Origin of the sequence: Paenibacillus glucanolyticus, from assembly GCF_037333485.1 — a bacterium.
GTDB lineage: Bacteria > Bacillota > Bacilli > Paenibacillales > Paenibacillaceae > Paenibacillus_AQ > Paenibacillus_AQ glucanolyticus.
On sequence record NZ_CP147845.1, the window covers coordinates 4,535,705 to 4,562,112 of the forward strand.

24 protein-coding genes are annotated in these 26,408 nt (G+C 51.7%); 2 read left to right on the forward strand and 22 right to left on the reverse strand.

The features are described from left to right. Positions 1-77 precede the first annotated feature (77 nt). Positions 78-1,379 (reverse strand): NCS2 family permease, encoded by a 1,302-nt coding sequence (locus WDY75_RS21335; protein ID WP_063479039.1) that lies wholly within the window; start codon positions 1,377-1,379, stop codon positions 78-80. Positions 1,380-1,549: 170 nt separating this feature from the next. On the opposite strand from WDY75_RS21335, the gene WDY75_RS21340 reads away from it, so the two are divergent. Then, a complete protein-coding gene (locus WDY75_RS21340; protein ID WP_063479038.1) occupies positions 1,550-2,251 on the forward strand; it encodes an SOS response-associated peptidase in 702 nt (233 codons plus the stop codon). Between the two features lie 231 nt (positions 2,252-2,482). Here WDY75_RS21340 and WDY75_RS21345 read toward each other — a convergent pair whose 3' ends face one another. The 4 genes from WDY75_RS21345 to WDY75_RS21360 all read right to left on the reverse strand — a co-directional run bounded on the left by WDY75_RS21345 (position 2,483) and on the right by WDY75_RS21360 (position 7,637). Further along, complete coding sequence (locus WDY75_RS21345; protein WP_006209234.1) at positions 2,483-2,770, reverse strand: stage VI sporulation protein F; 288 nt, start codon at positions 2,768-2,770, stop codon at positions 2,483-2,485. Between the two features lie 87 nt (positions 2,771-2,857). Then, a complete protein-coding gene (gene recG / locus WDY75_RS21350; protein ID WP_036636596.1) occupies positions 2,858-4,909 on the reverse strand; it encodes an ATP-dependent DNA helicase RecG in 2,052 nt (683 codons plus the stop codon). A 14-nt stretch (positions 4,910-4,923) separates the two neighbouring features. Beyond that, entirely contained in the window at positions 4,924-5,781 is an 858-nt protein-coding gene (locus WDY75_RS21355; protein ID WP_063479037.1) for a DegV family protein, read from the reverse strand. A 77-nt stretch (positions 5,782-5,858) separates the two neighbouring features. Continuing rightward, positions 5,859-7,637: a DAK2 domain-containing protein gene (locus WDY75_RS21360; RefSeq protein ID WP_063479036.1), complete on the reverse strand. Its 1,779-nt coding sequence runs from the start codon at positions 7,635-7,637 to the stop codon at positions 5,859-5,861. A 366-nt stretch (positions 7,638-8,003) separates the two neighbouring features. Here WDY75_RS21360 and rpmB point away from each other — a divergent pair, with 366 nt between their 5' ends. Then, positions 8,004-8,192, forward strand: coding sequence for a 50S ribosomal protein L28 (gene rpmB, locus WDY75_RS21365; RefSeq protein ID WP_006209230.1), 189 nt, complete (start codon positions 8,004-8,006; stop codon positions 8,190-8,192). Between the two features lie 434 nt (positions 8,193-8,626). Here rpmB and spoVM read toward each other — a convergent pair whose 3' ends face one another. The 17 genes from spoVM to dapF form a co-directional block, all read right to left on the reverse strand. Beyond that, entirely contained in the window at positions 8,627-8,707 is an 81-nt protein-coding gene (gene spoVM, locus WDY75_RS21370) for a stage V sporulation protein SpoVM (protein ID WP_034273235.1), read from the reverse strand. 159 nt (positions 8,708-8,866) lie between these two features. Then, positions 8,867-9,526, reverse strand: coding sequence for a ribulose-phosphate 3-epimerase (gene rpe / locus WDY75_RS21375; protein WP_063479035.1), 660 nt, complete (start codon positions 9,524-9,526; stop codon positions 8,867-8,869). 4 nt (positions 9,527-9,530) lie between these two features. Further along, positions 9,531-10,439, reverse strand: a complete 909-nt coding sequence (rsgA, locus tag WDY75_RS21380; protein WP_063479034.1) for a ribosome small subunit-dependent GTPase A — start codon at positions 10,437-10,439, stop codon at positions 9,531-9,533. Between the two features lie 53 nt (positions 10,440-10,492). Next, positions 10,493-12,622, reverse strand: coding sequence for a Stk1 family PASTA domain-containing Ser/Thr kinase (gene pknB / locus WDY75_RS21385; protein WP_063479033.1), 2,130 nt, complete (start codon positions 12,620-12,622; stop codon positions 10,493-10,495). Further along, positions 12,619-13,395 (reverse strand): Stp1/IreP family PP2C-type Ser/Thr phosphatase, encoded by a 777-nt coding sequence (locus WDY75_RS21390; RefSeq protein ID WP_006209227.1) that lies wholly within the window; start codon positions 13,393-13,395, stop codon positions 12,619-12,621. The genes pknB and WDY75_RS21390 overlap by 4 nt, the downstream gene beginning before the upstream one ends. A gap of 6 nt (positions 13,396-13,401) precedes the next feature. Then, positions 13,402-14,442 carry a 23S rRNA (adenine(2503)-C(2))-methyltransferase RlmN gene (gene rlmN, locus WDY75_RS21395; RefSeq protein WP_006209226.1) on the reverse strand — a complete coding sequence of 347 codons (1,041 nt, stop codon included), beginning with the start codon at positions 14,440-14,442 and terminating at the stop codon, positions 13,402-13,404. A gap of 180 nt (positions 14,443-14,622) precedes the next feature. Next, positions 14,623-15,951, reverse strand: a complete 1,329-nt coding sequence (gene rsmB, locus WDY75_RS21400; protein ID WP_063479783.1) for a 16S rRNA (cytosine(967)-C(5))-methyltransferase RsmB — start codon at positions 15,949-15,951, stop codon at positions 14,623-14,625. Positions 15,952-16,001: 50 nt separating this feature from the next. Then, complete coding sequence (gene fmt, locus WDY75_RS21405) at positions 16,002-16,943, reverse strand: methionyl-tRNA formyltransferase (protein WP_036636584.1); 942 nt, start codon at positions 16,941-16,943, stop codon at positions 16,002-16,004. Then, positions 16,940-17,434: a peptide deformylase gene (gene def / locus WDY75_RS21410; RefSeq protein WP_063479032.1), complete on the reverse strand. Its 495-nt coding sequence runs from the start codon at positions 17,432-17,434 to the stop codon at positions 16,940-16,942. Before def ends, fmt begins: the two co-directional genes overlap by 4 nt. A 43-nt stretch (positions 17,435-17,477) precedes the next feature. After that, entirely contained in the window at positions 17,478-20,012 is a 2,535-nt protein-coding gene (priA, locus tag WDY75_RS21415; protein WP_063479031.1) for a primosomal protein N', read from the reverse strand. Beyond that, the gene (coaBC, locus tag WDY75_RS21420) at positions 20,012-21,265 is read right to left on the reverse strand and encodes a bifunctional phosphopantothenoylcysteine decarboxylase/phosphopantothenate--cysteine ligase CoaBC (RefSeq protein ID WP_063479030.1); all 1,254 of its coding nucleotides are present in this window, start codon (positions 21,263-21,265) and stop codon (positions 20,012-20,014) included. Before coaBC ends, priA begins: the two co-directional genes overlap by 1 nt. 124 nt (positions 21,266-21,389) lie before the next feature. Further along, a complete protein-coding gene (gene rpoZ / locus WDY75_RS21425; RefSeq protein ID WP_006209220.1) occupies positions 21,390-21,590 on the reverse strand; it encodes a DNA-directed RNA polymerase subunit omega in 201 nt (66 codons plus the stop codon). Between the two features lie 62 nt (positions 21,591-21,652). Then, the gene (gene gmk / locus WDY75_RS21430; protein ID WP_006209219.1) at positions 21,653-22,225 is read right to left on the reverse strand and encodes a guanylate kinase; all 573 of its coding nucleotides are present in this window, start codon (positions 22,223-22,225) and stop codon (positions 21,653-21,655) included. A 13-nt stretch (positions 22,226-22,238) separates the two neighbouring features. Beyond that, positions 22,239-22,499: an extracellular matrix/biofilm regulator RemA gene (gene remA / locus WDY75_RS21435; protein WP_006209218.1), complete on the reverse strand. Its 261-nt coding sequence runs from the start codon at positions 22,497-22,499 to the stop codon at positions 22,239-22,241. A gap of 53 nt (positions 22,500-22,552) precedes the next feature. Then, positions 22,553-23,440 (reverse strand): YicC/YloC family endoribonuclease, encoded by an 888-nt coding sequence (locus tag WDY75_RS21440; RefSeq protein WP_006209217.1) that lies wholly within the window; start codon positions 23,438-23,440, stop codon positions 22,553-22,555. A gap of 38 nt (positions 23,441-23,478) precedes the next feature. Beyond that, positions 23,479-25,350: a bifunctional homocysteine S-methyltransferase/methylenetetrahydrofolate reductase gene (locus WDY75_RS21445; RefSeq protein ID WP_036636576.1), complete on the reverse strand. Its 1,872-nt coding sequence runs from the start codon at positions 25,348-25,350 to the stop codon at positions 23,479-23,481. Positions 25,351-25,530: 180 nt separating this feature from the next. Beyond that, the gene (dapF, locus tag WDY75_RS21450; RefSeq protein WP_006209215.1) at positions 25,531-26,367 is read right to left on the reverse strand and encodes a diaminopimelate epimerase; all 837 of its coding nucleotides are present in this window, start codon (positions 26,365-26,367) and stop codon (positions 25,531-25,533) included. Positions 26,368-26,408 lie beyond the last annotated feature (41 nt).

The window sequence follows — 26,408 nt, forward strand, 5'->3', positions numbered from 1 at the left end:
TTCTTGCTCTGCTTCCTGCTCCATGCTTACTGCTGCTTCTACCCTCTTGCTTCATCCTTCCTGCCCTAACTTTCCAATCAATGCGGGACAAATACAAGCTGCAGCACAAACAGCACGGCAAAAATATACATCAGCGGATGAACTGCCTTCCACTTGCCCTTCACGATTTTCATGAGCGGGTAGGAAATAAAACCGAGCGCAATTCCGGTCGCGATGCTGGATGTAAGCGGCATGGTCAAGATGACCAGAAACGCAGGGAACGCTTCGTCAAAATCATTCCACCGGATGTGCTGGACATTGCTCATCATCAGGCACCCTACGACGATGAGTGAAGGCGCCGTAATGGCAGCTAGTCCGGCCACCGCTCCAATCAGCGGACTGAAGAAGGCCGCAACCACAAACAATCCGGCAACCACAACCGCTGTCAGGCCTGTACGCCCGCCTGCGCCGACCCCTGCAGCGGATTCAATGTACGCGGTTGTCGGGCTTGTGCCAACCATGGATCCCGCTACCGTTGCCACCGAATCAGAGAACATGGCACGCTCGGCTCGGGGCAACTTGTTATCCTTCATCAGCCCCGCCTGCTCTGCAACACCGACAACCGTACCTGTGGTATCGAACAATGTCACAAGCAGGAACGAGAACACAACGGCGTAAAGCCCGTGTCTGATCACATCCGAGGCTGCCGTAATCGGATTCCATACCAGAATGCCCTCCGGCAGTGTAGGAACAGACATAATGCCACTCGTAAAGGACAGCATACCGGCAAAATAAGCAATAATTCCGGTAATGATCATACCGATAAAGAGGGTACCCTTCACATCCCGGGACAGCAATACAAGTGTAACCGCCAGCCCGACCAAAGCGAGCACCACCGAGGGCTGATGCAAATCGCCAAGGGCTACTAGATTATCCGGATGCGCCGTAATAATGCCGCTCATCCTGAGACCGATAAAAGCAATGAACAGGCCGATTCCGACCGTGATTGCATGCTTGAGATTCGCAGGGATCATCTCGATCAGCCTGCGCCGAAGTGAGGTCATCGACAACAGCAGAAACAGAATACCCGCGATGAAAACGGCGGAGAAAGCTTCAATATACCCAAGTCCGGCATGTCCTTGAACGACAGAGTAGGTGAAATAGGCATTCAATCCCATCCCTGGCGCTACAGCGATCGGGTAACGGGCTACGAGCCCCATCAGCAGTGTACCGATGACAGCGGCTATAATCGTAGCCGTGAAGCTTTGTTCAAATGGCACGCCCGCTTGCGATAATATCAGCGGATTCACAACGGTCACATAAGCCATCGTGAAAAATGTCGTGGTCCCGGCAACAACTTCTGTCTTAACCGAGGTACCGTTAGCTTTTAAATCAAACACAAAATATCCTCCATTCATGATGCATGGACCAGCCAAAGAGTCTGGACCTTTTGGTAAGTTGCATGATGTTTGTTATACTCAAAACACAATAGGTGTTTACTCTATATCCTCGATTGGTACGCTATTCTCAGGTAGGCGTAAGCCACATCGATTACAGGAGGCCATAGACTATGTGCGGACGCTTTACACTCACCGTGACGTGGGAAGAGCTTATGACCAGGTATCTTATCGATCCCGAGTCGGTATCTCCCTTTCACATTCCCCGATACAACATTGCTCCAACCCAAATGGTAACGGCCATCATCAATGACGGCAGCACCAACCGAATCGGACAACTGCAATGGGGGCTTGTCCCGTCCTGGGCCAAGGATTCCTCCACAGGCGCCAAAATGATCAACGCACGCAGCGAGACACTGGAGGAGAAGCCTGCTTATAGGATGCCCTTTTATCGGAAAAGATGCCTAATTCCTGCAGACGGTTTTTACGAATGGCAAAAAAACGAGAATGGCAAACAGCCCTTTCGCATCGGCTTGAGAAGCGGTGATTTATTCAGCATGGCAGGTCTGTATGACATCTGGATCACCCCCAGCGGAGAAAAACTGAGCACCTGCACCGTCATCACCACCGAGCCCAACACACTCATGGTGCCCATCCATAACCGGATGCCGGTTATTCTCAGACCCGAGGACGAGGCATTATGGCTGGAACGGACGACAGCTGCAAGTGAGCGTAACCCCTCCAACCTGCAATCTCTCAAAGAGCTTCTGAAGCCTTATCCCGCTCAGGATATGCAAGCCGTACCAGTTAGCACAACGGTCAATTCCGTCAAAAATGATACGGAGGACTGTATCCGCTCCATTACTCGCAGCTAAGTCAGCCTGAACGCAAAAAAACTTTGCCTATCCTCCTGTCTCCTCGCGACATTGCCTGGGCAATGATTCAATCGCCTGTGCCTGGATCCATACAACCCAGTCGTCATTCAGAATTGCTTGCAGAATTATCATTCCTGTTTCAACAACATTTAAGCCCCTGCTCATAAGGAGAAGAGTACTCCAGAGAGGGGCTTCTTCTATGCTTGTAAAACCTTGATGTCATCCAATGGTTTAACGAAACATTCCCCACAGCTTGATCAGATGGAATGTATTGTTCGGGTCAATACGCTGTGCAAGCACGAATTGCACCATTTGCTGCTCCTGCGTTGAACTCAGCTTCTCATTCAGTATGCCGCTGGCGGTTCGGACCAATTGATGCACCTTGGTACTGTTTTGAAGATCGGCTTTGGTCAATCCTTGGGTGAGTCCCTTGATTTTCTCCTTGATTGCCGGGTTTTTCATTTTAAGTTTAATCCGCTCCACCAGCTGCGGACTAATCCCGTACTGCTGATAACCCAATGTTGAAGCACCTCCAGTCATAAATGCTGTCACCTTTTTTGATTATATGACGAAGGTCTGTCCATTGTGCCAACAGATTACACGCCGCTAATCCATGATATCGCCCTGAAAAATCTTCTCCTGCTGCAAAAATTCACGCAAAGGCTCATACTCGGGTGACGTCCAGAAGGCAGTGTCACTGACCAGAGCAGCGGCATCACCTCTGGCTTCTTCCACTACTTTGAAGTCGGCCACCATGTCGGCCAGCCGGAATTCCGGCAGCCCGCTCTGCTTCGTACCGAAAAAGTCGCCAGGGCCGCGCAGCTCCAAATCTCGCCGGGATACCTCAAAGCCGTCCTCGGTTTCGGTCATCACCTGCATGCGCTCCTGTCCTACCTCCGACTTCGGATCGGCCACAAGAACGCAATAGGAAGCATGCTGTCCCCGGCCTACCCGCCCGCGCAGCTGGTGCAGCTGCGACAGGCCGAAGCGGTCCGCATCCATAATGATCATCAGCGTTGCATTCGGCACATCCACCCCAACCTCAACTACCGTTGTAGAGATGAGCAGCTGCACTTCATTGCTGTAGAACTGGCGCATGACTTCATCCTTCTCGGCAGGCGTCATGCGGCCGTGCAGGAGTCCGACAGCATACTTGGGAAAGGCCTGCTGCATCTGAACATGCAGGTCAATCGCGTTCTGAACATCCAACTTGTCCGACTCCTCAATCAATGGAGCGATCAGGTATGCCTGCCGTCCCTGGTCTACTTCCCGGGAAATAAATCCGAGCACACGCTCCATGAGTTCGTGTTTGACCCAATAAGTTGTGATCGGAATACGCCCTTTCGGCCGCTCCGACAGGGTGGATACATCCATATCCCCAAAAGCGGTAATCGCCAGCGTCCGCGGAATCGGAGTTGCCGTCATCGTCAGCACATCCGGGTTATAACCCTTACGCCGGAGCACGCTCCGCTGATTCACGCCGAAGCGATGCTGTTCGTCCGTCACAACGAGCCCAAGCTCACGGAAGTACACATCATCCTGAATAAGGGCATGTGTGCCCACCACAACGTCTGTCAGCCCCATCTGCAGGGAAGCCAGCAAGTCCTTGCGCTTCTTCCCCGTAACGCTGCCTGTCAGCAGACCCACGGTAATTCCAAAGGGTTCAAACAGCTTCTGCAAGGAACGCATATGCTGTTCCGCAAGAATTTCCGTCGGCACCATCAAGGCACCTTGAAAGCCCGAACGCACGGTTGTAAACAGGGCAATGGCAGCAACAATCGTTTTTCCCGAGCCCACATCTCCTTGAAGCAAACGATTCATGCAGTAGGGGGAGCGCATATCGTGCAAAATCTCCAGCTCCACCTTCTTCTGCGCATCGGTAAGCTCAAACGGGAAGCTGCGCACAAACTCCCGAATGGTTGCATTGTCAGCCGTATGTACAACACCGTCCATCCGTCCCCGGTTCAGTGCCCGGAACGCCTGCATCTTCAGCTGGAACAGAAAGAGCTCTTCATACACCATCCGGCGTCGCCCTTCCTGACCTTCCCTGGAATCCACAGGCTGATGAATCGTCAAGATAGCCCCTTTACGGGGCATCAGATCATACTTTCGAAGCAAAAATTGCGGCAAAATCTCGGGAATCATCTCCCCGTACTGCTCCAAAGCCTGTCCCATCGTTTTTCGGATCCAGGATTGCGTAATCTTCCCACCGATGGAGTAGACCGGCTGCAGCGTCCCGCTGCGGAAGGCCCCTTTATCCGGGAACTCCGATTCGGATACCGTAAGCTGCATTCTCCGTTGATCCCACTTGCCCGTCAGCACGATCTCCCGGCCAGCCGTCAGCTGATCCTTGAGAAAATGCCGGTTGAACCAAGTCGCAGTGAACATCCAATTCTCTGCGAGCATTTTGCAGGTTAGACGGGATTTCCCACCATAGCGCTGCAATACAGGCACACTGGCGATCTTCGCTTGAATGGTGATTCTGTCTCCGTCTTTCACTTCACTTAAGGACCGGAGCCGGTAATCCTCATACCGGAAGGGGTAATATTCCAATAAATCCTTAACCGTAGAGACGCCAAAGGCGTGAAGCTCCCCTTCTTTCAGGGCGCTCACGCCGTTGATCTGTCTGACGGATATTTGATCGAGTTTGAGACTCATATCATCTACCTCACTTAAGCAGGCCATATATATGCTGCAATGGTTCCCGGTCCAACATGCGTACCGATAACCGGACCGATCTCGGAGAACACCGTTTCCTCAATCGTAAACACAGCGGACAGCTGCTGCAGAAAATCCTCAACCTGAGCAGGGTCAGCTGTATGACCCACAGCCACTTTAATATTTTTTACGCCGGATAAATCCTGTTGAAACAGCTCAATGATTTTGGCGGTTGCTTTCTTGCGTCCGCGCACCTTGTCTACCGGGAAAATGATTCCTTCACCATCAATGGACAGGATAGGTTTAATGTTGAGCAACGTGCCCAGCACTGCCGAAGCTTTACCGATCCGCCCACCCTTCTGCAAATATTCCAGCGTGTCTACCAGGAAGTAGAGGCGGCGCTTGGAACGAAGATCTTCCATGGACAAAATAATATCTGAAGCAGCAGCTCCCTCTTGAGCGAGCTTGGCTGCATGAACAACAAATAATCCGAAACCGTAGGAAGCTGATTTGGAATCCCACACGGTAATATCCGCTTCACCTTCCATAAGAGAAGTTGCAAGCAATGCGGACTGATACGTCCCACTCAAGCCCGATGAGATGTGAATCGACACGATGGAGCAGCCTGGATGCTGTTCCAGGATGGACTCATACACGGCTACAAAATCTGCGGGAGATGGCTGGGAGGTCGTTGGAAGCTGTGGCGATTGTACCAGCTTGGTGTAGAACTCGCCTGGCGTAATTTCGACTCCGTCCAAATACGTATCTTTCCCAAACATAAGTCTCAGCGGCACGATATGAATGTTGTGTTGCTTCGCCAGGTCTGCCGGAATATCCGCTGTGCTGTCTGTCACAATAACGGTCTTATTCACCGGAACCCCTCCTAAAAATATACCCTGCATAATGTTGAATCCTCTATACACGTACACATACTTCCCTATTTCTTGAATCAGGACTCCACAGAGAACAGATAAGAATAAATCGGCTGTCCGCCATAGTGTACTTCAACTTCTGCGTTCGGGTAGTGCTCCCCTAGCCAGTCGGTCAGGGCGTTGGTCGATTCCTCGGTTGCATCCGCTCCGGTAAGAAGTGTGACAATCTCGTCGCCGGATTCCAGCATTTTGCCAAGTAAATCCTGCGAGGTTGTAATCAGATCCGCATTGGCTGCAACAATGTTGGAATTGCGAATTCCGATAAACTGGCCTGCCTTGATCTCCAGATCATCAATCGTGGTATCCCGAACCGCATAGGTCACTTGACCGGATTGAACGCGGGTGATGGCGTCCAGCATGCTGTCCGTATTCATGTCCGCACTTTCGTCCTCCTGGAATGCGAAAGCTGCCGCCATCCCCTGCGGAATCGTCTTGCTCGGAATAACCGTCACGCTGCGCTCGCCTTCAAGAAGCTCCCGAGCCTGCTGGGCAGCCAGCACGATGTTCGAGTTATTCGGAAGAATGAACACTTGCTGAGCCGAGATCGAAGAAATCGCATTGACAAAATCCTCCGTGCTCGGGTTCATTGTCTGTCCGCCGGAGAGAACGACGTCAACGCCCAAGCTTTTGAAAATATCGGAAATGCCTTCCCCTGACGATACCGCAATGAAACCATAAGGTGCGATTTCGTCCGCAGGAGGAACAGCCGGCGCTTCCGGCGTTACATGCTCTGCCGGGATATCCGCAAACAGCTCTGGCATCGGTGCAATATCCATCCCTGTTGTCAGAAGATCACGATGCTGCTCACGCATATTCAAAATGTGAATCTGAGTGATTTCTCCATACTGAAGCGCCAAATTCAACACTTCGCCCGGAGCTTTGGAATGCACATGCACTTTGATCGTTTCGTCATCGGAAATGACAATGATGGAATCTCCGTTCACTGCAAGCGCTTTCCGGAAATAATCTTCATCGAATTCCGCGCCTGCTCCCTCTCCAAGCTGTCTGTTAATAAAGAATTCCATATCATATAAAAATTCAATGTCCTCTGTGGACAGTCTGGACTGGGCTGAAGCCGGAGCTTGAACCGCAGAGAAGTCAGGGACCGCATGGGAGACCGGTGCTGTATTGCTCTTTTCGGCTTGTCCTTCCGACACAGCATATGATCCGGAGGGGACGTCTTGTCTGAGTGCCTGCAAGAAACCTTCGTAAATGTATACCAGGCCTTGACCGCCCGAATCCACGACACCAACCTGTTTCAGAACAGGGAGCATATCCGGTGTCTGGGAGAGCGTTTCCTTCGCTTTCGCCAGCACCTGCTCCATCAGCTCAACAACATCGTTGCTGCGGCGGGAGAAATAAACTGCATGTTTAGCCGCTTCCTTTGCTACCGTAAGGATGGTGCCTTCTACGGGCTTTACAACCGCTTTGTAAGCAGCTTCCACGCCTGTCTGGAGCGCAGCAGCAAATTGATGGGTATTAAGTTCTGTATATGGTGCTGCATACCGGCTGAAACCGCGGAACAACTGGGATAAAATAACCCCTGAGTTCCCTCTGGCTCCCATTAGAAGCCCCTTGGACAGCACACCGGCACTATGTCCGACGGATTCCGAATGCTTACTCTTCAGTTCTGCAACGCCTGCAGTCATCGTCAAATTCATGTTTGTCCCCGTGTCGCCATCCGGCACCGGGAAAACATTCAGGGAATTGACGTGTTCTGCATGCTGCTGCAGCTGCTCCGCTCCGGCTAGGACCATCGCGGTAAATTCTGTTCCATTCAAAGAACGCTTACTCAATGAGAATTCCCCTTCCTGGCTTGATACCCATAACACTTCTTTTCGTAAATTTCATTATCTATTTCATAGCTTATAGCTGACGAAATGCCCAAACGGTAAATAATAGACTTGCCATGATTAAATCGATCATAACATCTTGATGGGCTACCCTCTCGTCCTCTACGTCTGCCGGCGTTCCAAGCATCTTGAGAGCCATGCCGACTAGCCCACAATATATTTCTTCGGAAATATTATGGACTAATCAACATTGTACTATAAGAAGAAAGAGAAATAAATGTTTTTAGGATAGTTGACGGAGCAATTTTTACTGTGATATTATATTTAAGTATTGTTTCATGCAGGGTTAGGTACAAGGAGGTGTAATGAATGGCTCGCAAATGTTATGTAACTGGCAAGAAACCAAGCAGTGGTAACCACGTTTCTCACGCTAACAATCACAACAAGCGTTCTTGGGGTGTCAACGTTCAAAAGGTTCGCATTTTGGTGGATGGCAAGCCAAAACGTGTATACGTCAGCACTCGTGCTTTGAAATCCGGTAAAGTGACTCGCGTATAATCATCTCGTGTTATATGAAGAAAAACTTCTTAATCTCCAGGCACCGTTTGTGGGCTATCCGGGACAAGGAAGTTTTTCTTGCGTTTAGATACATATTCTTCTCCTAAACAAAAAGCACCTTGAGCGGATAGCAGGTGCTTTTTTTATTTAGATATAAGAAAAATGAACGAGCAAAACTCCCGCTTTCTTATATCGCAAGAAAACTTCCGGTCGAACGCGGTCTGTCTTCGATAAGTACGTCGCTAGACACTCTTCTTTTGATATAAGAAAGCGAAGGAGACATCGCGCTTGGCTTACTTATACCGCAAGAGAAACTTCCGCACGAGATGCGGTATCTCCTCCATGCGCGGATCGGAGTGTTCTTGCCTCTTTCCCTAGAACCGGCAAGGCGGTGCCAGTCCCGGGCGGAGGTTTTGTTACGCCGGGACAAGCTGTCAGCTCTTGTGAAACGTATTTAAGATCGCCTTCACAAAACCTCCCAGAAACTTCGGCAGCTTGAACGTATAGAATTTCATGTCTCACCCTCCCCATCATTCTCATGCCTTCCTAGATTATGTTATGCACCAAGCCCATAGATGTGAACACAGACAAAAAAGGCTACATGAGAACCCTGCTCATGTAACCATATTTATGCGGGAAAACCCCGCCCTATGCATCCCTTGCTCACGTTCCGGTCAAGATGTTACGCTGTTTCGAATATTTGCGATGGCTGCTGCGCGATCCGGTTTGCCGAATACCGCACTTCCCGCCACCAGGACATCAGCCCCTGCTTCCACCACAAGGGGCGCTGTCTCCGCTGTAATGCCTCCATCCACTTCAATATGGATATTGGGGTAGTCAGAGCTTGAAATCCATTCACGGAGCTGTGAGATCTTGTTAACGGTCCGCTCGATAAAAGCTTGTCCCCCAAATCCAGGGTTTACAGTCATGACCAGCACCAGATCCAAATCAGGAAGCACCTCCTGCAGTACATGGGCCGGCGTGGCCGGATTGATCGCAACGCCTGCCTTTACGCCATGCTCCTTAATAAGATGGATCACACGATGAAGATGCGGACAGGTCTCGGCATGAACCGTAATCAGGTCAGCTCCTGCCTTTACGAAATCCGCTATATAAAGTTCCGGCTGCTCGATCATCAGATGCACGTCAAGCGTCAGGCTCGTGTGCGGTCTGATCGCTTGGACGATAGGCGGACCCAGCGTAATATTAGGCACGAAGTGACCGTCCATCACGTCCACATGAATCCAATCGGCTCCGCCGGCCTCGGCATCCTTGATTTCTTGTCCCAGCTTGGCAAAATCAGCTGACAGTATGGATGGGGCAATTTTTATCATAGTTTCAGTACCTCCGCTTCTTGTCTTTCATTTCTGCAAAAAACTCCACATAATGCTCGTAGCGGCTGGCTAGAATGATTCCATCCTCTTTGGCTTGAATCACCCGGCAGCCCGGCTCATGCAGATGACTGCAGCCTCTGAATTTGCAGTTGTCGGCATAAAGAGCAAACTCCCTGAAACAGGTCGAAAGCTCCTCGACGCCCAGCTCCAAAAAGTCCAATTGGCTAAAGCCCGGTGTATCGGCAACGTACCCGCCGTTATCAAGCTCGATCAGCTCGACATGACGCGTCGTATGCCGACCCCGGCCAAGACGCAAACTGATTTCACTGGTCTCCAGCGTGAGGCCGGGCATCAGCGCATTAAGCAAAGACGACTTCCCGACACCGGATTGACCGGAGAATACGCTGATATGGCCCGCCAAGCGATCCTTCACCTGTTCGGTGCCTGTACCTTCGACCGAGCTGGTAATCATCACTTCGTAGCCTATTTGCTCGTACTGGCGCTTGACCTGCTCCAGTATATCGTCTGAGGCATCCGCAAGATCCTGCTTCGTCAAGCAGATCAACGCTTCAAGACCGGCATGCTCAATATGTACCAGGAACTTGTCCAGCAGGTGCAAGCTCAGGTCCGGTTCTTTAACCGAAAACAACAGCACCGCCAAGTCGACATTAGCGACAGGCGGGCGAATTAATTGGGAAGACCGTGGAAGAATTTCTTCCACGGTCCCTTCCCCATTCTCAGTCAGTGAGTACATAACGTGATCTCCAACGAGCGGAGAGATGCCTTTCTTTTTGAAAATGCCGCGGGCTCTGCATTGAACCGCTGGGTCCTCCCCGGATATAATGTTGCCGTCTTGCAGTGGTTTGACATAGTAATATCCGCTTAGTGCCTTCACGATCAATCCCTCAAGCATATAATAGGCCTCACCTTTCTTGTTGAAATTTTAGTGTTCTCATGACTTGTGTCCTAATCATTATCCTTGTTGCCTCGACCCTTGCCGTTGCCATTATTGCCGGATTCCCAATGATTGGCTGCATCGTCTTCGCCATTGTTACCCTCTTCCCCGTTGCCTTCGTCCGGATTGGTGTCGACCGGCACATCAGGCGGAGCAGGCGGCTCTTCAAAGGTCGGCTGCGGCACGGTTCCGTTCTTGACGTCGCTGTAACTTACGCTGTACGTATCCACCTGGCGGCCATCACGGAATATCATCACCGTGGCATCCTTGTTCGGTGCCAGCAGCAGCTTGACAGGCACCATTTCCGACGTCGTAATGACCTTGTTCACGACTTCCTGGTTTTCTCCCAATGCATCGGTAAAGACCACACGAATCTTGCTTTCTTGGCCCTCCATGCTAGGTGATACCGGCACGCTGTAATTATATTCAAGTGCATCCGATGGATAGCCGGAGCTGACGAACAGCGTGATTTCGGCGCCTGGTGCAACTTGTTGATTGGCCTCATGCGGCCACTGCTCTATTACGATGCCCTTCTTCACTTCAAAGCTGGATCTCTCTTTAATTGGCCCAATCTTAAAACCATTCGACTTCAAAATATTGACGGCGTTCTCCTGCTCTAAACCAACCACGCCCGGCATAGAGACCAAATTTTTGCCCTCGCTTACCGTTAAGGTGATTTCCACCTCATCGGGATTGAATTCTGTTTCAAAATCCGGACTTTGTTTAAAGATCAGACCCTCCGCGACATCATCATTTTTCTGCGAAGATTGTTTAATTGAGATTGGTTTGACTCCCATCTCTTTCAACTCGGCAACGGCCTGATCAAACGTCTTGCCCGAGAGATCCGGCATTTTTTCGAGCGGCTTCTTATCCCCAACCGACAATTGAACCGGAGAACCCTTCTTCAGCATGGTCTCCGCTTCCTTGTTCTGCGCAAAAACAATGCCTTCATCGACATTCGGTTTATATTCCCGGAGGACTTCCTCATCCACCGTCAAACCGCTCGCCTCGAGCTCGCGAATCGCTTCCTCTTCCGTCATGCCTACAACCTGAGGAACCTTAACCTCCGGTACCTCCAGCATGTTGTTCACATACATGACAACACCAGCCATGATACCCAGGAACAGGAGTACCGATCCGATGATAATGGTCGGCTTGACCCATTTTTTCTTCGGTTTACCGGTGGGCTTTTCCTCATATTCCTCATTGTCCGCATCATCGTCCGGGTCATCATGCTGACTGCGCTGCATCGTTTTGAGTGCCGGCATGACCAGGGTTGAATCGGCATCTTCCTCAAACTCCATCTTCGGTTCATTGAGACGCATTGGGTGCAAACACGTCTCCAGGTCGTCCATCATCTCTTCCGCAGACTGGTAGCGCTCCTCCGGATTTTTGCGCATGGATTTCAGAATAATATTCTCCACGCTTTGAGGGATAAGCGGATTGACCTCTCTCGGCTCATCAAATTCCTCCTGGAGATGCTTCAGAGCAACACTAATCGGGCTCTCGCCCAGAAAAGGAAGACGGGCAGTAAGCATCTGGTATAACACGATACCAAGCGAGTATAAATCCGATTTCTCTCCGGTCACGACGCCCTTGGCGTGCTCCGGCGAGAAATAATGCACAGAGCCCACAACGGAGCCTGTTTGCGTAATCGTTGTCGACGTGACCGCTCTGGCAATCCCAAAGTCGGTTACTTTGACCCTCCCATTGCGGCCAATCAGAATGTTATGCGGTTTGATATCCCTGTGTATGATCTGATTATGATGGGCATGCCCCAGTGCATCACAAATCTGGGTAGCAATCCGCACGGCTTCTTCCACCTGCAGCGGCGCCCGTTCTTTAATGATTTCATTCAAGTTCTGGCCTTCGATATATTCCATGACGATGTAATGCACTTCTTCCTCCTGGCCCACATCATAGATGCTGACCACATTGGAATGCGACAACGAAGCCGCTGATTGTGCCTCACGCCGGAAACGGCGAATAAATTCCTCGTCGTGCACAAACTGCTGGCGCAGCACTTTGATCGCTACGTTTCGGTTCAGCAAAATATCCTGAGCCTTGTAGACCAGCGCCATGCCACCGCCACCGATGCGTTCAATAATCTTATAACGACCAGCCAATTCATGTCCGATCATGAATCCCACCCCTTTATACGTTGCCCGTCAACCTCTTCATGATGTTCAAACATTGCGACAGTAATGTTGTCCTCACCGCCAGCGAGAAGTGCCAGTTGAAGCAGGCGATCCGCTCTTTCTTCCAGAGGAAGGTCAAGTGAACCCGAAATTTGTCCAATCAGTTCACGGCTGACCCGGTTGCTTAGCCCGTCACTGCAGAGAAGCAGCACTTCGCTTTCTCCTATCGTAACCGGTGTAAGCTCAACCGTCACATCCACATCCGTTCCAAGCGCCCGGCTTAATACATTTTTCCGGGGATGGGTTTCCAGTTGATCTTCCGTAATCTGACCACTTTTATAAAGCTCATTGACCAGTGTATGATCATCCGTGAGTCGAATCACTTGTCCGGGAATGATTTTGTAGGCCCGACTATCCCCGATATGTCCGATATAACCCTCGGATCCTCGCAGCAGCACCGCTACAATTGTCGTTCCCATATTGTGAAGCCGCTCATCAGACGAGGCTTCCCGATAGATAACTGCGTTAGCATGCAAAATGGCATCCCCCAGCGCAGCCCGAATACTTTCCATGGACATGTCCTGCTCCAGTGAGGACAAATCCTCGGCTACGGTGTCTACCGCAAGCCTGCTGGCGGTGTCACCTGCAAGATGACCTCCCATACCGTCAGCAACCACACCTAAGGTGTAGCCATGCTCCAGTGTGCTAACAAATACCGAATCTTCATTAACAGGACGAACACGTCCCACATGGCTTACATGAACCGTCTTGATCAAATGTTCTCACCTCAACTCCATATGCTTGGCCCGCAGCTGACCGCAAGCGGCAGCGATATCATGGCCTTGTTCACGACGGATGGTCACGTTGACCCCCTTGTCTGCTAACGCACGCTGAAATTTGAAAATGTCGTTTCGCGATGTGCGAACATATTTCCGCTCCGGCACGTGGTTAACCGGAATCAGATTGACAAAGCAGTTCATGTCCTTGATGACGTCCGCAAGCTCTTCGGCATGTTCAACCTGATCGTTCACCCCACCGATCAGCGCATACTCAAACGTAATGCGCCGTCCGGTTTTCGCCTGATAATGACGAAGCGATTCAATCACATCATCAAACGGAAAACGACGGTTGACCGGCATCAGCTTCGAGCGCAGTTTATCGTTCGGTGCATGAATGGAGATGGCCAGATTAATCTGGGTATTCTCTTCTGTGAATTTATAAATGTTAGGCACAATGCCACTCGTCGAAACGGTGATGTGGCGCTGGCCGATATTCAGCCCTTTTTCATGGATCATCGTGCGCAGAAACTTCATGGTTGCCTCATAGTTCTCGAACGGCTCGCCTGAACCCATGATCACGATGCTGCTGACACGCTCTCCCGTTTTATCGAGAATCTTCTGCGCCTGAACCACTTGGGCCACGATCTCGCCGGAGGTCAGATTCCGCTTCAAGCCTCCCAAGGTGGATGCACAGAACGTACATCCGATACGGCAGCCCACCTGTGTCGTAACGCAAATGCTGTTACCGTAGTTATGCTTCATAATGACCGTCTCGATGGCATGGTCATCATGCAGGCCGAACAGGAACTTGACCGTTCCGTCCTTGGATTCGAGCTTGGTGATTTCGGACAACGTAACGAAGCTGAACTGCTGCTCCAGCTTGCCGCGGAGCTCCTTGGACAAATTCGTCATTTCCTCGAAGTCATTTACCCGCTTCACATACAGCCAGTCATAGATCTGGGTTCCGCGAAACGCCGGCTCTCCATTCTCTTGAGCCCATGCTTGTAGTTCTTCCAGTGAATAATCGTATATAAAAGGTTTCATTCTCACCACACCTGTCTAATTTAGAGGATATTCGGAAACATTCTCCTGAAATCCCGCTATTACATTCATATGCATCTCTTTTTTCATTCTTCCTATTCTAACATAAATAAAAGAGACGGTAAAAGAGGAAAACCCGCCGGCACTGGCGGGATACGACTATAGTCATAACAGCAGGACGCCCTAAGAGGACTGTCTGCTGATTCTTGCAATGTAGAAGCCGTCACTATGATAGTGTTGGGGCAGAATCTGAACTCCCCCTCCTCGCAGAAGGGATTTCTCCTCCAGGCGGCTCAGACTCCCAAGACCATCGTCCGCAATGGCAAACTCCGCATGGCCTTCCAGAAAAGCAGATACCACGCCTTCGTTCTCCTGCGGTTCCATGGTACACGTGCTGTATACCAGGATTCCGCCTGGACGAAGCAGGGAAGATACCGACTCCAGCAGCCTTAACTGCAGCGCGGCAATCTCAGCGATGTCCTCCTCTGACTTGCCCCACTTCAAATCGGGCTTGCGCCGGATCACACCAAGCCCCGAGCAGGGAGCATCCAGCAAAATTCGGTCAAAAGACGCAGGCTCGAAGCGATCGGCCAAATCCAGCGCATCCCCAGTCACGGTCATAATGCTGTCCAGTCCCAGGCGGCTTGCCTGGTCCGATATCAGCTTGCCTTTGTGGGTATGAATGTCGTTGGCAATAATGGAGCCTTCATCCTTCATCAGTTCGCCCATGTGGGCGCTTTTGCCGCCAGGAGCCGCACAGCAATCCAGAACCCGCATACCCGGCTCAAGCTGAATGGCTTCAGCGACCAGCATTGAGCTCTCATCCTGGATGGAGATCAGCCCATCCCGGTACCAATCGGTCAGCGCCATATTTCCTGCGCCTTTAACTACAATCCCATAGGGACTGAGGGGCGAAGGTGTCGCATCCAGGCCGTGGCTGCCCATCAGCTTCAACATCTCCTCACGGCTGATCATCGTTGTGTTGACTCTGACGCTGACAGCCGGCGGTTCATTGTTTGCGGCACAGATTGCCTCTGTCGCCTCGGTTCCGTACTGGGCAATCCATCGCTCAACCAGCCACTGCGGATGAGAATGCAGGAGAGAGATCCGCCGGGCAGCAGGCATGTCCTCAGGGATTGTCAGGTCTGCCTTCTGACGCAGAATATTCCGAAGCACCCCGTTCACCATGCCGGAGATCCCTTGATGCCCGCGGCGCTTCGCCAGATTAACAGCCTCACTGACAACCGCATGATCTGGAATCCGATCCAGATATACGACCTGATACAGACTCATTCGAAGCAGCGCTCTTACCCAGGGCTGAAGCTTGGCGACCCCTTTGTTGACATACCTGTCCAAAAAATAATCAAGGGTGTTCAGCCTCGATATTGTGCCGTAGATCAGCTCCGTAGCAAGGCCTGCATCACTCTTGGATAGCGAGGCCTTCTGCAGAGCCGAGTTGAGCAGGAGATTGCTGTACGCTCCCTCCTGCTCCACCTGTGTCAGTACATTCATTGCCAGCTCCCGCGGGGATTCCTGACGTCCCTTCGGGTTACGGTTACCGCTCACGTCAGCACCGTCCCGACCGCCAGGCTTGTCCCGCGCACGAATTGGGCAGCATCCATCGCCTTCTTGCCGCTAGGCTGGACGGTAAGCAAAGTAAGGGAGCCGTCACCGGTCTTCACAACGATGCCCTCTTCGTGAAGTCCAAGGACCGTTCCGGGCTGGGCTTCGCTGGATATCACTTGAGCGCTGCTCGGATTGGCCGCTGCCCATACCTTAAATACTTCTCCGTTCCATAGCGTAAATCCGCCGGAATACGGAACAAGACCACGGATTTGATTATAAATTTCTCGGGAGCTGCGGCTCCAATCAATCTTCTCATCATCCCGGGTCAAATTCGGTGCATACGTTGCCTTCGCCTCGTCCTGAGGCTCAGCATCCACCTTGCCCTTCACCAAACGCGGAAGCTCCTGCTGAAGCAGCTTCGCGCCTGCTTGGCTCAGCTTCTCGAACATGGTTCCGGCCGTATCGGTTTCTTCAATGGGAACTTCGGCCTTGGCAATCATGTCGCCCGTATCAAGACCCTCTGCCATATACATGAGCGTAATGCCTGTTACCGCTTCTCCATTGATGATGCTGCGCTGGATTGGTGCTCCTCCCCGGTAAGCGGGGAGCAGCGATCCGTGTACATTCAGACAGCCCAGCGATGGCATATCCAGCACCGATTTCGGCAGGATTTGACCATAAGCGGCCGTTACGATCAGATCCGGCTTATATTCCGCCAGTTCAGCCACAGCTTCCGGGCTCCGCAGGCGCTGGGGCTGCAGAACCGGGATACCATGGCGAAGCGCGGCTTCCTTCACCGGCGTCGGAGTCAGCACTTTTTTACGCCCTTGCGGACGATCTGGCTGCGTAACCACGGCCGCTATGGAATAACCTTCGGCAATCAACATTTCCAGGCTGGGTACTGCAAAGGCCGGGGTGCCCATAAATACTATCTTCATCGGTTCTCCAGCTCTTTTCTTGGCTGTTCCGGAACATATTCGTACACCCGATCAGCGATTTCTGTAAACAGCACCCCGTTCAGATGATCAATTTCATGCTGAAACGCACGTGCAAGCAGCCCCGTACCCGTAACGATGAGTTCATTGCCTTCACGATTAAGCCCTTTAACCGTCACTTTCTCCGCGCGGCGCACATCCCCGTTCCATCCCGGTATGCTAAGACAGCCTTCCGGTCCGAATTGCTCGCCTTCGCTCTCCACAATCTCTGGATTGATCATCTTGATGAGACCGTGCTCGTCGCCAGCATCAATGACGATCAGACGCTTCAATATGCCGACCTGCGGCGCAGCCAGCCCCACGCCATCTGCATCGTACATCGTATCTGCCATGTCATCCAGCAGCTTTTGTACGTTCGGCGTGATTTTGGTAACTTCCTTTGCCTTCTTGTGAAGAACCTCATCCGGTTCTTTAACGATAATTCGAATCGCCATGTATACGACACCATCCTTGTGCTTTTCATCATTATATGCGGTATTACATTAACATTTGCGGATCAACATCAATACTGATTTGGAGTTTGCTGTCCCGCGCCGAATCCTGAAGCTTCTCGGCAACCAAACGCACCAGCGAGACGGCATCCATCGTTCCCCGCCATTTTATCATACATTGAAATCTGTATCTATTTTTTAACCGCGGAATTGGCGAAGCCACGGGACCCAGTATATCGAGCGCGCTCGCGTCAAACCGGTCCAAGCTTCCGAACCATCCTCGCCGGTCGGATTCGCTTTTTATGGCAGCGGCAAAATTCTCCGCCATTCTAACCAGCAGCGGCAGCTGCTCATGGGACAGCGTCACCAGTATCAGCCTGCAATACGGCGGGTAGTGGAGCGCCTTGCGGTGCTTCAGTTCGTCCTTGACGAAGGATAAATAATCATGGCTGCTCGCGTGAATGATCGAATAATGTTCCGGAGTATACGACTGGATGACCACTTCCCCAGGCAGCTGATGGCGCCCGGCACGTCCGGCAACCTGAGTGAGAAGCTGGAACGTCTTCTCGGCAGCCCGGAAATCGGGCAGGTTCAGCGCCGAATCGGCTGTAATGACACCGACTAAGGTAACATCCGGGAAATCCAGTCCTTTGGCGACCATCTGGGTGCCTAGGAGGACGTCTCCCTTTTTATCTCGAAATTGCTTAAGCAGCTTCTCGTGGGAGCCCTTCTCTGTGGTCGTGTCCACATCCATTCGAATGACGCGTATCCCGGGAAACAGCTTGGCCAATTCTTCCTCGACGCGCTGTGTGCCCGTACCGAAATAGCGTATATGCTCGCTTCCGCAATCCGGACACACCTCTGGTGCTTGTGCCGCATAACCGCAATAATGGCAGCGCAGATTGTTCGATTTCTGATGATAGGTCAGCGAGATATCGCATTCCGGACAACCTGCCACATATCCGCAGCTCCGGCACATCACAAACGTAGAGTAGCCCCGCCGATTCAGAAGCAGTACCGTCTGTTCTCCGCGTTCAAGCCGCGTTGTAATCGCTGCATGCAGGGAACGGCTAAACATAGAGCGGTTTCCATCACGCAGCTCCTCCCGCATATCCACGATCTGCACCTCCGGCAGCCGGTTCCCCAGCGCGCGGCTTGGCATCTCCAGCAGCTGCGGCGCAAAATGATCCTGCGCCTGCGATTTTGCCGCATGATAGCTCTCAAGCGAAGGCGTTGCAGAGCCTAAAATGACGGCAGCGCCGGTCAGCGAGGCCCGGTGAATCGCAACGTCCCTGGCATGGTACTTCGGTGTTTCTTCCTGTTTATATGATGTTTCATGCTCTTCATCCATAATGATCAGACCTAGGCGATCAAACGGCGCAAACACCGCCGATCGGGCACCCACAACTACAGAGGCGCGGCCTTCCCTTATTTTGCGCCATTCATCATAGCGTTCACCGTCCGAAAGCCGACTGTGCATGACGGCCACGCGGTCGCCAAAGCGGGCTTTGAATCGTTCCACCATTTGCGGGGTGAGCGATATTTCCGGAACCAGAACAATCGCCTGACGCTCCTGTTCCAGGCAGCGCTGAATGGTCTGCAGGTAGATTTCCGTCTTGCCGCTGCCTGTAACCCCATGCAGCAGAAATACGCCATGCTCACGTTCGTCAAGCTTATGCACGATGCTGCGGTACACCACCTGCTGCTCCTGCGTGAGCGCCAATGGGGTGCTCGGCGTGAAGTTCCGCCCTCTGTATGGGTCGCGAAACACTTCGACATCTTCAAGGGTAATCAGCCCTTTGTCAGCAAGCGCTTTGACGGTACCCGCTGTGACGCCAAGCGTCTGCAGCAGATCCTTTTGCGATATCGGCAGAAAGTCCTCCATCTCCAAAATATATTGAAGCACTTCCTTTTGACGCTGAGCCTTCGCCGGAAAAGACGCTAAAGCCGTGCTCGCTTCCTCGCTCGAAACGGCAAGCTCTATCGCCTTCATCGTTTTTTTCTGCAGTTTATCCTTGATCTGCTGAAATTCACTGAGCCGTCCTCGGCCAATCAGCGCTTTTATCGTTGCAGCCCCATCCGGAAACGCCCGGGATAGCTGCTGAAGCGACACCTCGCCCTTCTGACCGACAAACCGGATGATCTGCTGCTCCAGCTCACTCTCGGGCAGGAGAGCAAATAGTCCGTCCGCTTCCTCTGTGCTGTCCATGTCCATATCAGAATGGGCAAGGGAAATATAGCGCTCCGCTTTTCCTTTCAGCGCCGTTGGCAGCATCGATTGGAGAGCAGATATATGACGGCAAGCATAGCGCTCCTTCATCCATTCCCCGACCTCAATAAGTTCAGGAGAAAGAGGCGGCATCACATCGAGCACTTCCTGAATCGGCTTCATTTTGGCCGTATCCATCTCGGGACGCGGATGCAGAGAAACCACGAAACCCTGCAGCGTACGGTGTCCAAAGGGCACTCCGACACGGCTTCCTACCTCAATCCAGGGGCGCAGATCCTCCGGGATCAAATAATCAAAAGGCCGGTCCGTATCCTTGGACGGCACGTCCACAATTACACGGGCCATTTCCATTAGGATAACCTCCCGGGTAACCGCTCCGCCGCCAGCGTTAAGAGCCTCAGGGCCACTTCCTCCTTGGACATTACGGGAAGCTGCAATACCAGCCCCTCTGCGTCAAAGATATGAACGCTGTTGGTATCCGTGCCAAATCCCGCGCCCTCCTGCGTAACATCGTTGGCAACGATCAAATCGCAGTTTTTACGTTTCAGCTTCTCTTGGGCAAACTGCTCCACGCTATCCGTCTCTGCGGCAAACCCGATCAAGAATTGCGAGATTTTCCGGCGCCCCAGACTCTCCAGAATGTCCGTTGTTTTTACAAGCTCAAGCGTCATGGTCTCGCCGCGCTTCTTGATCTTGGACGCTGCAACTTCTGCCGGGCGATAATCAGCGACAGCTGCCGCCTTAACAACGATATCACTGTTCTCAAACACGCGAAGCACCGCTTCGTACATGTCCTGAGCTGATTCCACCTTTTCCGTGGAGATTCCCTCAGGCGGAGCTTCATCCGTGTGGGCGGCAATGAGGTGAACATCCGCTCCCAGTATTTGGGCAGCTTTAGCAATCGCAAACCCCATTTTCCCGGAAGAATCATTCGTGATATAACGGACCGGATCGATACGCTCTACCGTACCCCCAGCCGTGACAACCACTTTTTTGCCTTGCAATGGGCCAAGAGACTCGCTTCCCGTGCTCACGCTCACCTCTTCCAGCTGAGATGCTTGATCATTGAAAAACCGTTCAACCACGTCAACGATCGTATCCGGCTCTTCCATCCGTCCCTTTCCGACATATCCGCATGCCAGAAGACCTTCTCCGGGTTCAATCATGGCCACTCCGCGGGAAACCAGCGTCTCCATATTCGCCATAACGGCCGGATGCGTGTACATATGCACATTCATCGCCGGTGAGATCATGACGGGTGCAGTGGTCGCAAGCAGCGTTGTGGTCAGCATGTCGTCTGCCAGGCCGTGCGCCATTTTACCAATAACATTCGCAGTTGCTGGAGCGATCAGCACCAGATCGGCCAAATCGGCCAAGTGGATATGCGAGACTACCGACGGGTCCCTCTCATCAAAAGTATCGCTATAAACCGGGTTTTTGGTCAGAGTCTGCAGCGTTAATTCCGGAATGAACTGCTTCGCCGATTCCGTCATAATGACGTGCACATCCGCTCCCCTCTGGACAAGCCTGCTGCATAAAGTCGCTGCTTTATACGCGGCAATGCCACCTGTAACGCCAAGTACGATGACTTTTCCGTTCAACATGACAATCCCCCGCTTTCGATTGGTCTGAAAGTTACACTATCATATCTTGTCAAAAAAATAACAACCTTTCGGTTGTCACATTTTTGCGCGCTAACGCTGTTGTATTCAAATGTCGGAAAAAGTCCTAGTCCTGGCCCTTCTCAATCTTCACGTAATCGCCGTAGATCTCTTCCAGAGCGACACCGACATACTTATGAGATTTCGGATGTTTCAACTCGCTAACTTCTCCTTCACGCAATTGGCGTGCACGGCGGGAAGCCGCAACCACAAGAGAATATTTACTGTCTACCTTATTCATCATTTCATCAATGGATGGATATAACACAGTCGAAGCACCTCTTCTTATTTTACTTGAAAGTTTATGCCGTCTATGAACAGACAGACAGCTTACTTTCTCACCTTACAATGTTCGGCTATAATGATAGATTCTATTCTCTTACAAGCGAGATTGATTTCATCATTCACTACCGCGTAATCATAATGCTGCAGCAGATTGATTTCGTCAACAGCTACGGACATACGATGGTCGATTGTAGCCTGACTCTCTGTTCCCCGGCCCTGGATTCGGTCTTTCAATTCATCCAGCGACGGCGGCATGAGAAACACAAAGATACCATCCGGAAACTTCTCCTTCACCTTCAGTGCACCCTGCACTTCGATCTCCAGTATAATATCCTTGCCAGTGGCTAATGTTTCTTCCACAAAATCACGCGGGGTCCCATAATAGTTCCCGACGTATTCCGCATATTCAAGCAGCTGATCATTGTCAATCATATCCATGAATTGCTCGCGACTTTTGAAAAAATAGTTCACACCATTTACCTCACCGAGCCGCGGCGACCGTGTCGTTGCCGACACCGAATACACCAATTCCGGAACCCGGCTGCGAAGCGCCGTACAAACGGTTCCCTTTCCCACCCCGGAAGGACCGGACAATACAATCAATAATCCTTTAGACATAGTACTCCCCATCTTATTCGTCGTTGTCGTCATCTTTGCTGGACAGACGGTGAGCCACCGTTTCAGGCTGCACAGCCGATAAAATCACATGGTCGCTATCGGTAATGATAACAGCCCGTGTCCTTCGACCATATGTAGCATCGATCAGCATATGACGGTCCCGTGCTTCTTGAATAATCCTCTTGATCGGAGCCGATTCAGGACTCACGATTGAGATGATTCGATTGGCCGATACGATGTTTCCGAAGCCAATATTAATAAGTTTGATTGCCATAGTGCGGTTGCTCCCCCTATACATTTGACTCTTATTTGCCGATGAAGCTGCGGTTATTCCACATTGGCGGCTTGCTCACGAATCTTCTCCAGTTCCGCTTTCATTTCGACAACACGGTTTACCAGAGTCAGATGATTGGCCTTCGATCCAATCGTATTGACTTCTCTGTTCATTTCCTGAATCAGAAAATCCAATTTACGGCCTACAGGATTTTTCTGATGAAGCAGCTCCCTGCACTGTTCCAAGTGACTGTGAAGACGAATCAGCTCCTCGTCCACATTGGAACGTTCGGCAAACAGAGCGACTTCCATTCCGAATATATGTTCATCAACAGCAAGCGCCCCCTCAGCAAGCGACTCGATGCGCTGCCGCAGACGCTTCCGGTATTCTTCCGGCACGTCTGGAGCGAGCTCGGTCATCTCGCGGTGGAGCAGCTGCAGGCGGTCAAGTCTCTGTTCGATGTCCCTCACCAAAAAAGACCCTTCCCTGCCGCGCATTTGCATCAGACCGTCCAACGCTTGCTCAAGACCTTGAAGAAGCGCATCATTCCATAACTTCTGCTGCGCTTCATCCATGGGAAGTCCGCTCGGACTAACAAGAACATCTGGCAGCGACATAATATCCCGCACCGCCAGATCTCCCTTAATTCCGTATGACTTCAAATCCTCGGCAGCCTGCAAATATGCCTTAACCATAGCGTGGTTCAGCACAGCACCCTGGGACTCGCCGTTGTTTTCCTTGTTAATATAAACATCAATCCGTCCGCGACCGATTCGGCTCTGTACCGCCCTTCGAAGCGAATCCTCGAAGCATGCCCATTCACGAGGCATTCGAAAGACGATCTCACAATACCTGTGATTGACAGACTTCAATTCGAAAGAGATATTGTAACCTTGAAAATCGACAACGGATTGCCCATATCCGGTCATGCTCAATGACATCGGAATCACATCCATTACACTATTGTAATTGATAATTATTAATGAAACAAGGGGGTCAATCGGCGGCCCGATTTCTCCCAGACATACTCCATTAATTGCACACTCATTTCATAGAACATAAACGGAGTCATCAAGTAGATGCCGTTAAAAAGCTCTGTTGCCACGTCCAGCAGCTCCTTGCCGATCTTGACGCCCATGGCCCGTCCCGCTTCACCTTCAAGCCCGGCCATGCGCATCCGAACTTCGTCCGAAAGCTGAATGCCCGGCACCTCATTGTGCAGGTACTCCGCATTCCGTCCGCTTGCCAGCGGCATGATGCCGATAAAGATTGGAATCTCCAAATGAGCTGTCGCTTCTCTAAGTCTAACCATCAGCTCGGGGTCGTACACAGGCTGCGTCATCACATAATCCGCACCGGAGGCAATCTTCTTCTCCAGGCGTGCAACCGCCTTGTCGAGATGCCGGACATTGGGATTAAATGCGGCCCCGACAACAAACTTGGCTTTTTGCTTGAGCGGCTTGCCCGAGAAGGCAATGCCATCATTCAGTTGTTTGATCATTCGTATGATTTCAAATGAGGTCATGTCATAAACCGAGCTGGAATCCGGCAAGTCTCCGAATCGCGCCGGATCCCCTGTCACGGCCAGCACGTGATCGATGCCAAGAGCATCGAAGCCCATCATATGCGACTGCGTTCCGATAAGATTGCGGTCACGGCAAGCGATATGAATCAAGGGCCGCAGACCTGTGCGCGCCTGTACCAGATGACCGAGCGCCATGTTGCTCATACGCGTTACGGCCAGCGAATTGTCAGCCAGGGTCAAGGCGTCGGCACCGGCTTTTTTCAAAGCTTCCGCACCTTTCATGAACTTCGTGATATCCAGATCCCTTGGAGGGTCCAGCTCTACGATAACCGTGTGACGCTCCTTCACGATATCTACGATTGTTGGTTCCCCGCTGCGCTCATAAAACTGCTCTTGAGCCGACTCATGGATCACGATGCGGTTGACCTCAGCCTCTTCAACGACTGGCAGCGGTGAAGGCACGTACCCGGATAAGGCCAAGGAGATTTCTGAAATATGCTCCGGTGTGGTTCCGCAGCAGCCGCCGATAATTCTGGCACCCCGATCCGCAAACTCCAGGGCCGTCTTGCCGAAATACTCCGGACTCGCGCCATAACGGTATTCTCCGTCCACGTAATCGGCGATCCCCGCATTAGGGTAGACCGATGCCGGAAGATTCATAACGCCGTTCAAGGTTTCCAGCGCGCGCATAATGCCGTTAGGACCGGTCCGGCAGTTGAAGCCGATGATGTCCGCGCCTTCCTGGCTCAGGATGCGGTAAGCATCCGGCATCGTGAAGCCGTCCAGCGTACGGGCTATATCCTCGACCGCAAACTGGCAGATTACCGGAATATCACTCAGCATTCGCGCCTGCGCCAACGCCAGCTGCATTTCGTCCACGTCATAGAACGTCTCCAGCAGGATGCCGTCAACGCCTTCCGATATCAGAACCTTCAGCTGCTCTTCGAAGTAACGCTTCAGCTCGCTGGTAGAAATGTTGTTTCTTTTGCCTGCCCGAATGGAGCCCACAGCCCCCACTACGTATCCGTGATTACCGGCAGCTTCACGGGCGATTCTTACACCTGCACGGTTAATCTCTTCTACCCTCGTCTCCAAACCGTATTTGGACAGTTTGTCGTAGTTGGCAGAGAACGTGTTCGTCTCGATCACCTGAGCACCAGCTTCAACATACTGGCGATGAACGTTCCCGATGACCTCCGGGGAGGTTAAATTCAGTTCTTCATATGATATGCCTACAGGAAATCCCTTTTGATATAAATAAGTACCCATCGCGCCGTCACCGACCAGTACCTGATTCTCCCATGCCTGCCGAAGATCCGGTTTCATCGCGTTTTCCCTCCACCTGACATTTATTTTCAACTAATGTATCATAAAACTCTCATAAAGATAAAGAGACAAAAGGGAGACCTTCCAAAGGCCTCCCTACCGTGTCCACCCCTACAGGACAAACTTTATAAAATGCTAGTTTTTATCTCGCAATCGTGCCTAATCGCCAACAGCTGTGCCTTAAATGGCTAACGTTCCTTTATACACGAGCTCGGCTGGGCCTGTCATATAGACATGGTTGTCGTTCTCATCCCACTCGATAAACAAGTCTCCGCCTTTCAGGGATATCGTTGCGCTGCGGTCTGTTGATCCATTTAGCACAGACGATACCAGCGTCGCACATGCGCCCGTTCCGCAAGCCAGGGTCGGACCTGCGCCGCGCTCCCATACCCGCATATCCACTTGATCCCGTGAATTCACGGTCGCAAACTCCACGTTAATCTTTCTCGGGAACAGCGGATGCACCTCCAGCTTAGGTCCCCATGTACCCAGATCAAAGTTAACAGCATCGTCAACATAAATCACGCAATGCGGATTACCCATGGATACTGCAGTGAAACGGAACTCCCGGCCGTCCACCTCAACGGGATGATCCACAACCGGGTTGAGATCAATGGTTGTTGGCACACTCAGTCCATTCAGTACAGGCTCGCCCATGTCTACCCGCACACTGCTCACTTGACCATCCTGCACCGTAAGGCGAACCTGCTGCACTCCGGCACCGATGGTTTCTATCGTTATCTCCTCACGGTTGATATGCCCGTGATCATATACATACTTCGCGACACAGCGAATGGCGTTGCCGCACTGCTCGGCTTCGGAGCCGTCCGAGTTCATAATTCGCATCATGAAGTCCGCCTTCCGGGAAGGCAATATATATACAAGTCCGTCAGCACCGATACCGAAGAAGCGATGGCACAGCTTCACAGCCCGTTCGGACGCATCATTAGGAAGTTCTTGTTCACCGTATACAACAACGAAGTCGTTGCCAAGTCCGTGCATTTTCGTAAATTCCATAGTAAAAACCCATCTCCTCTGCAATTGCTACGCTTGTGCAT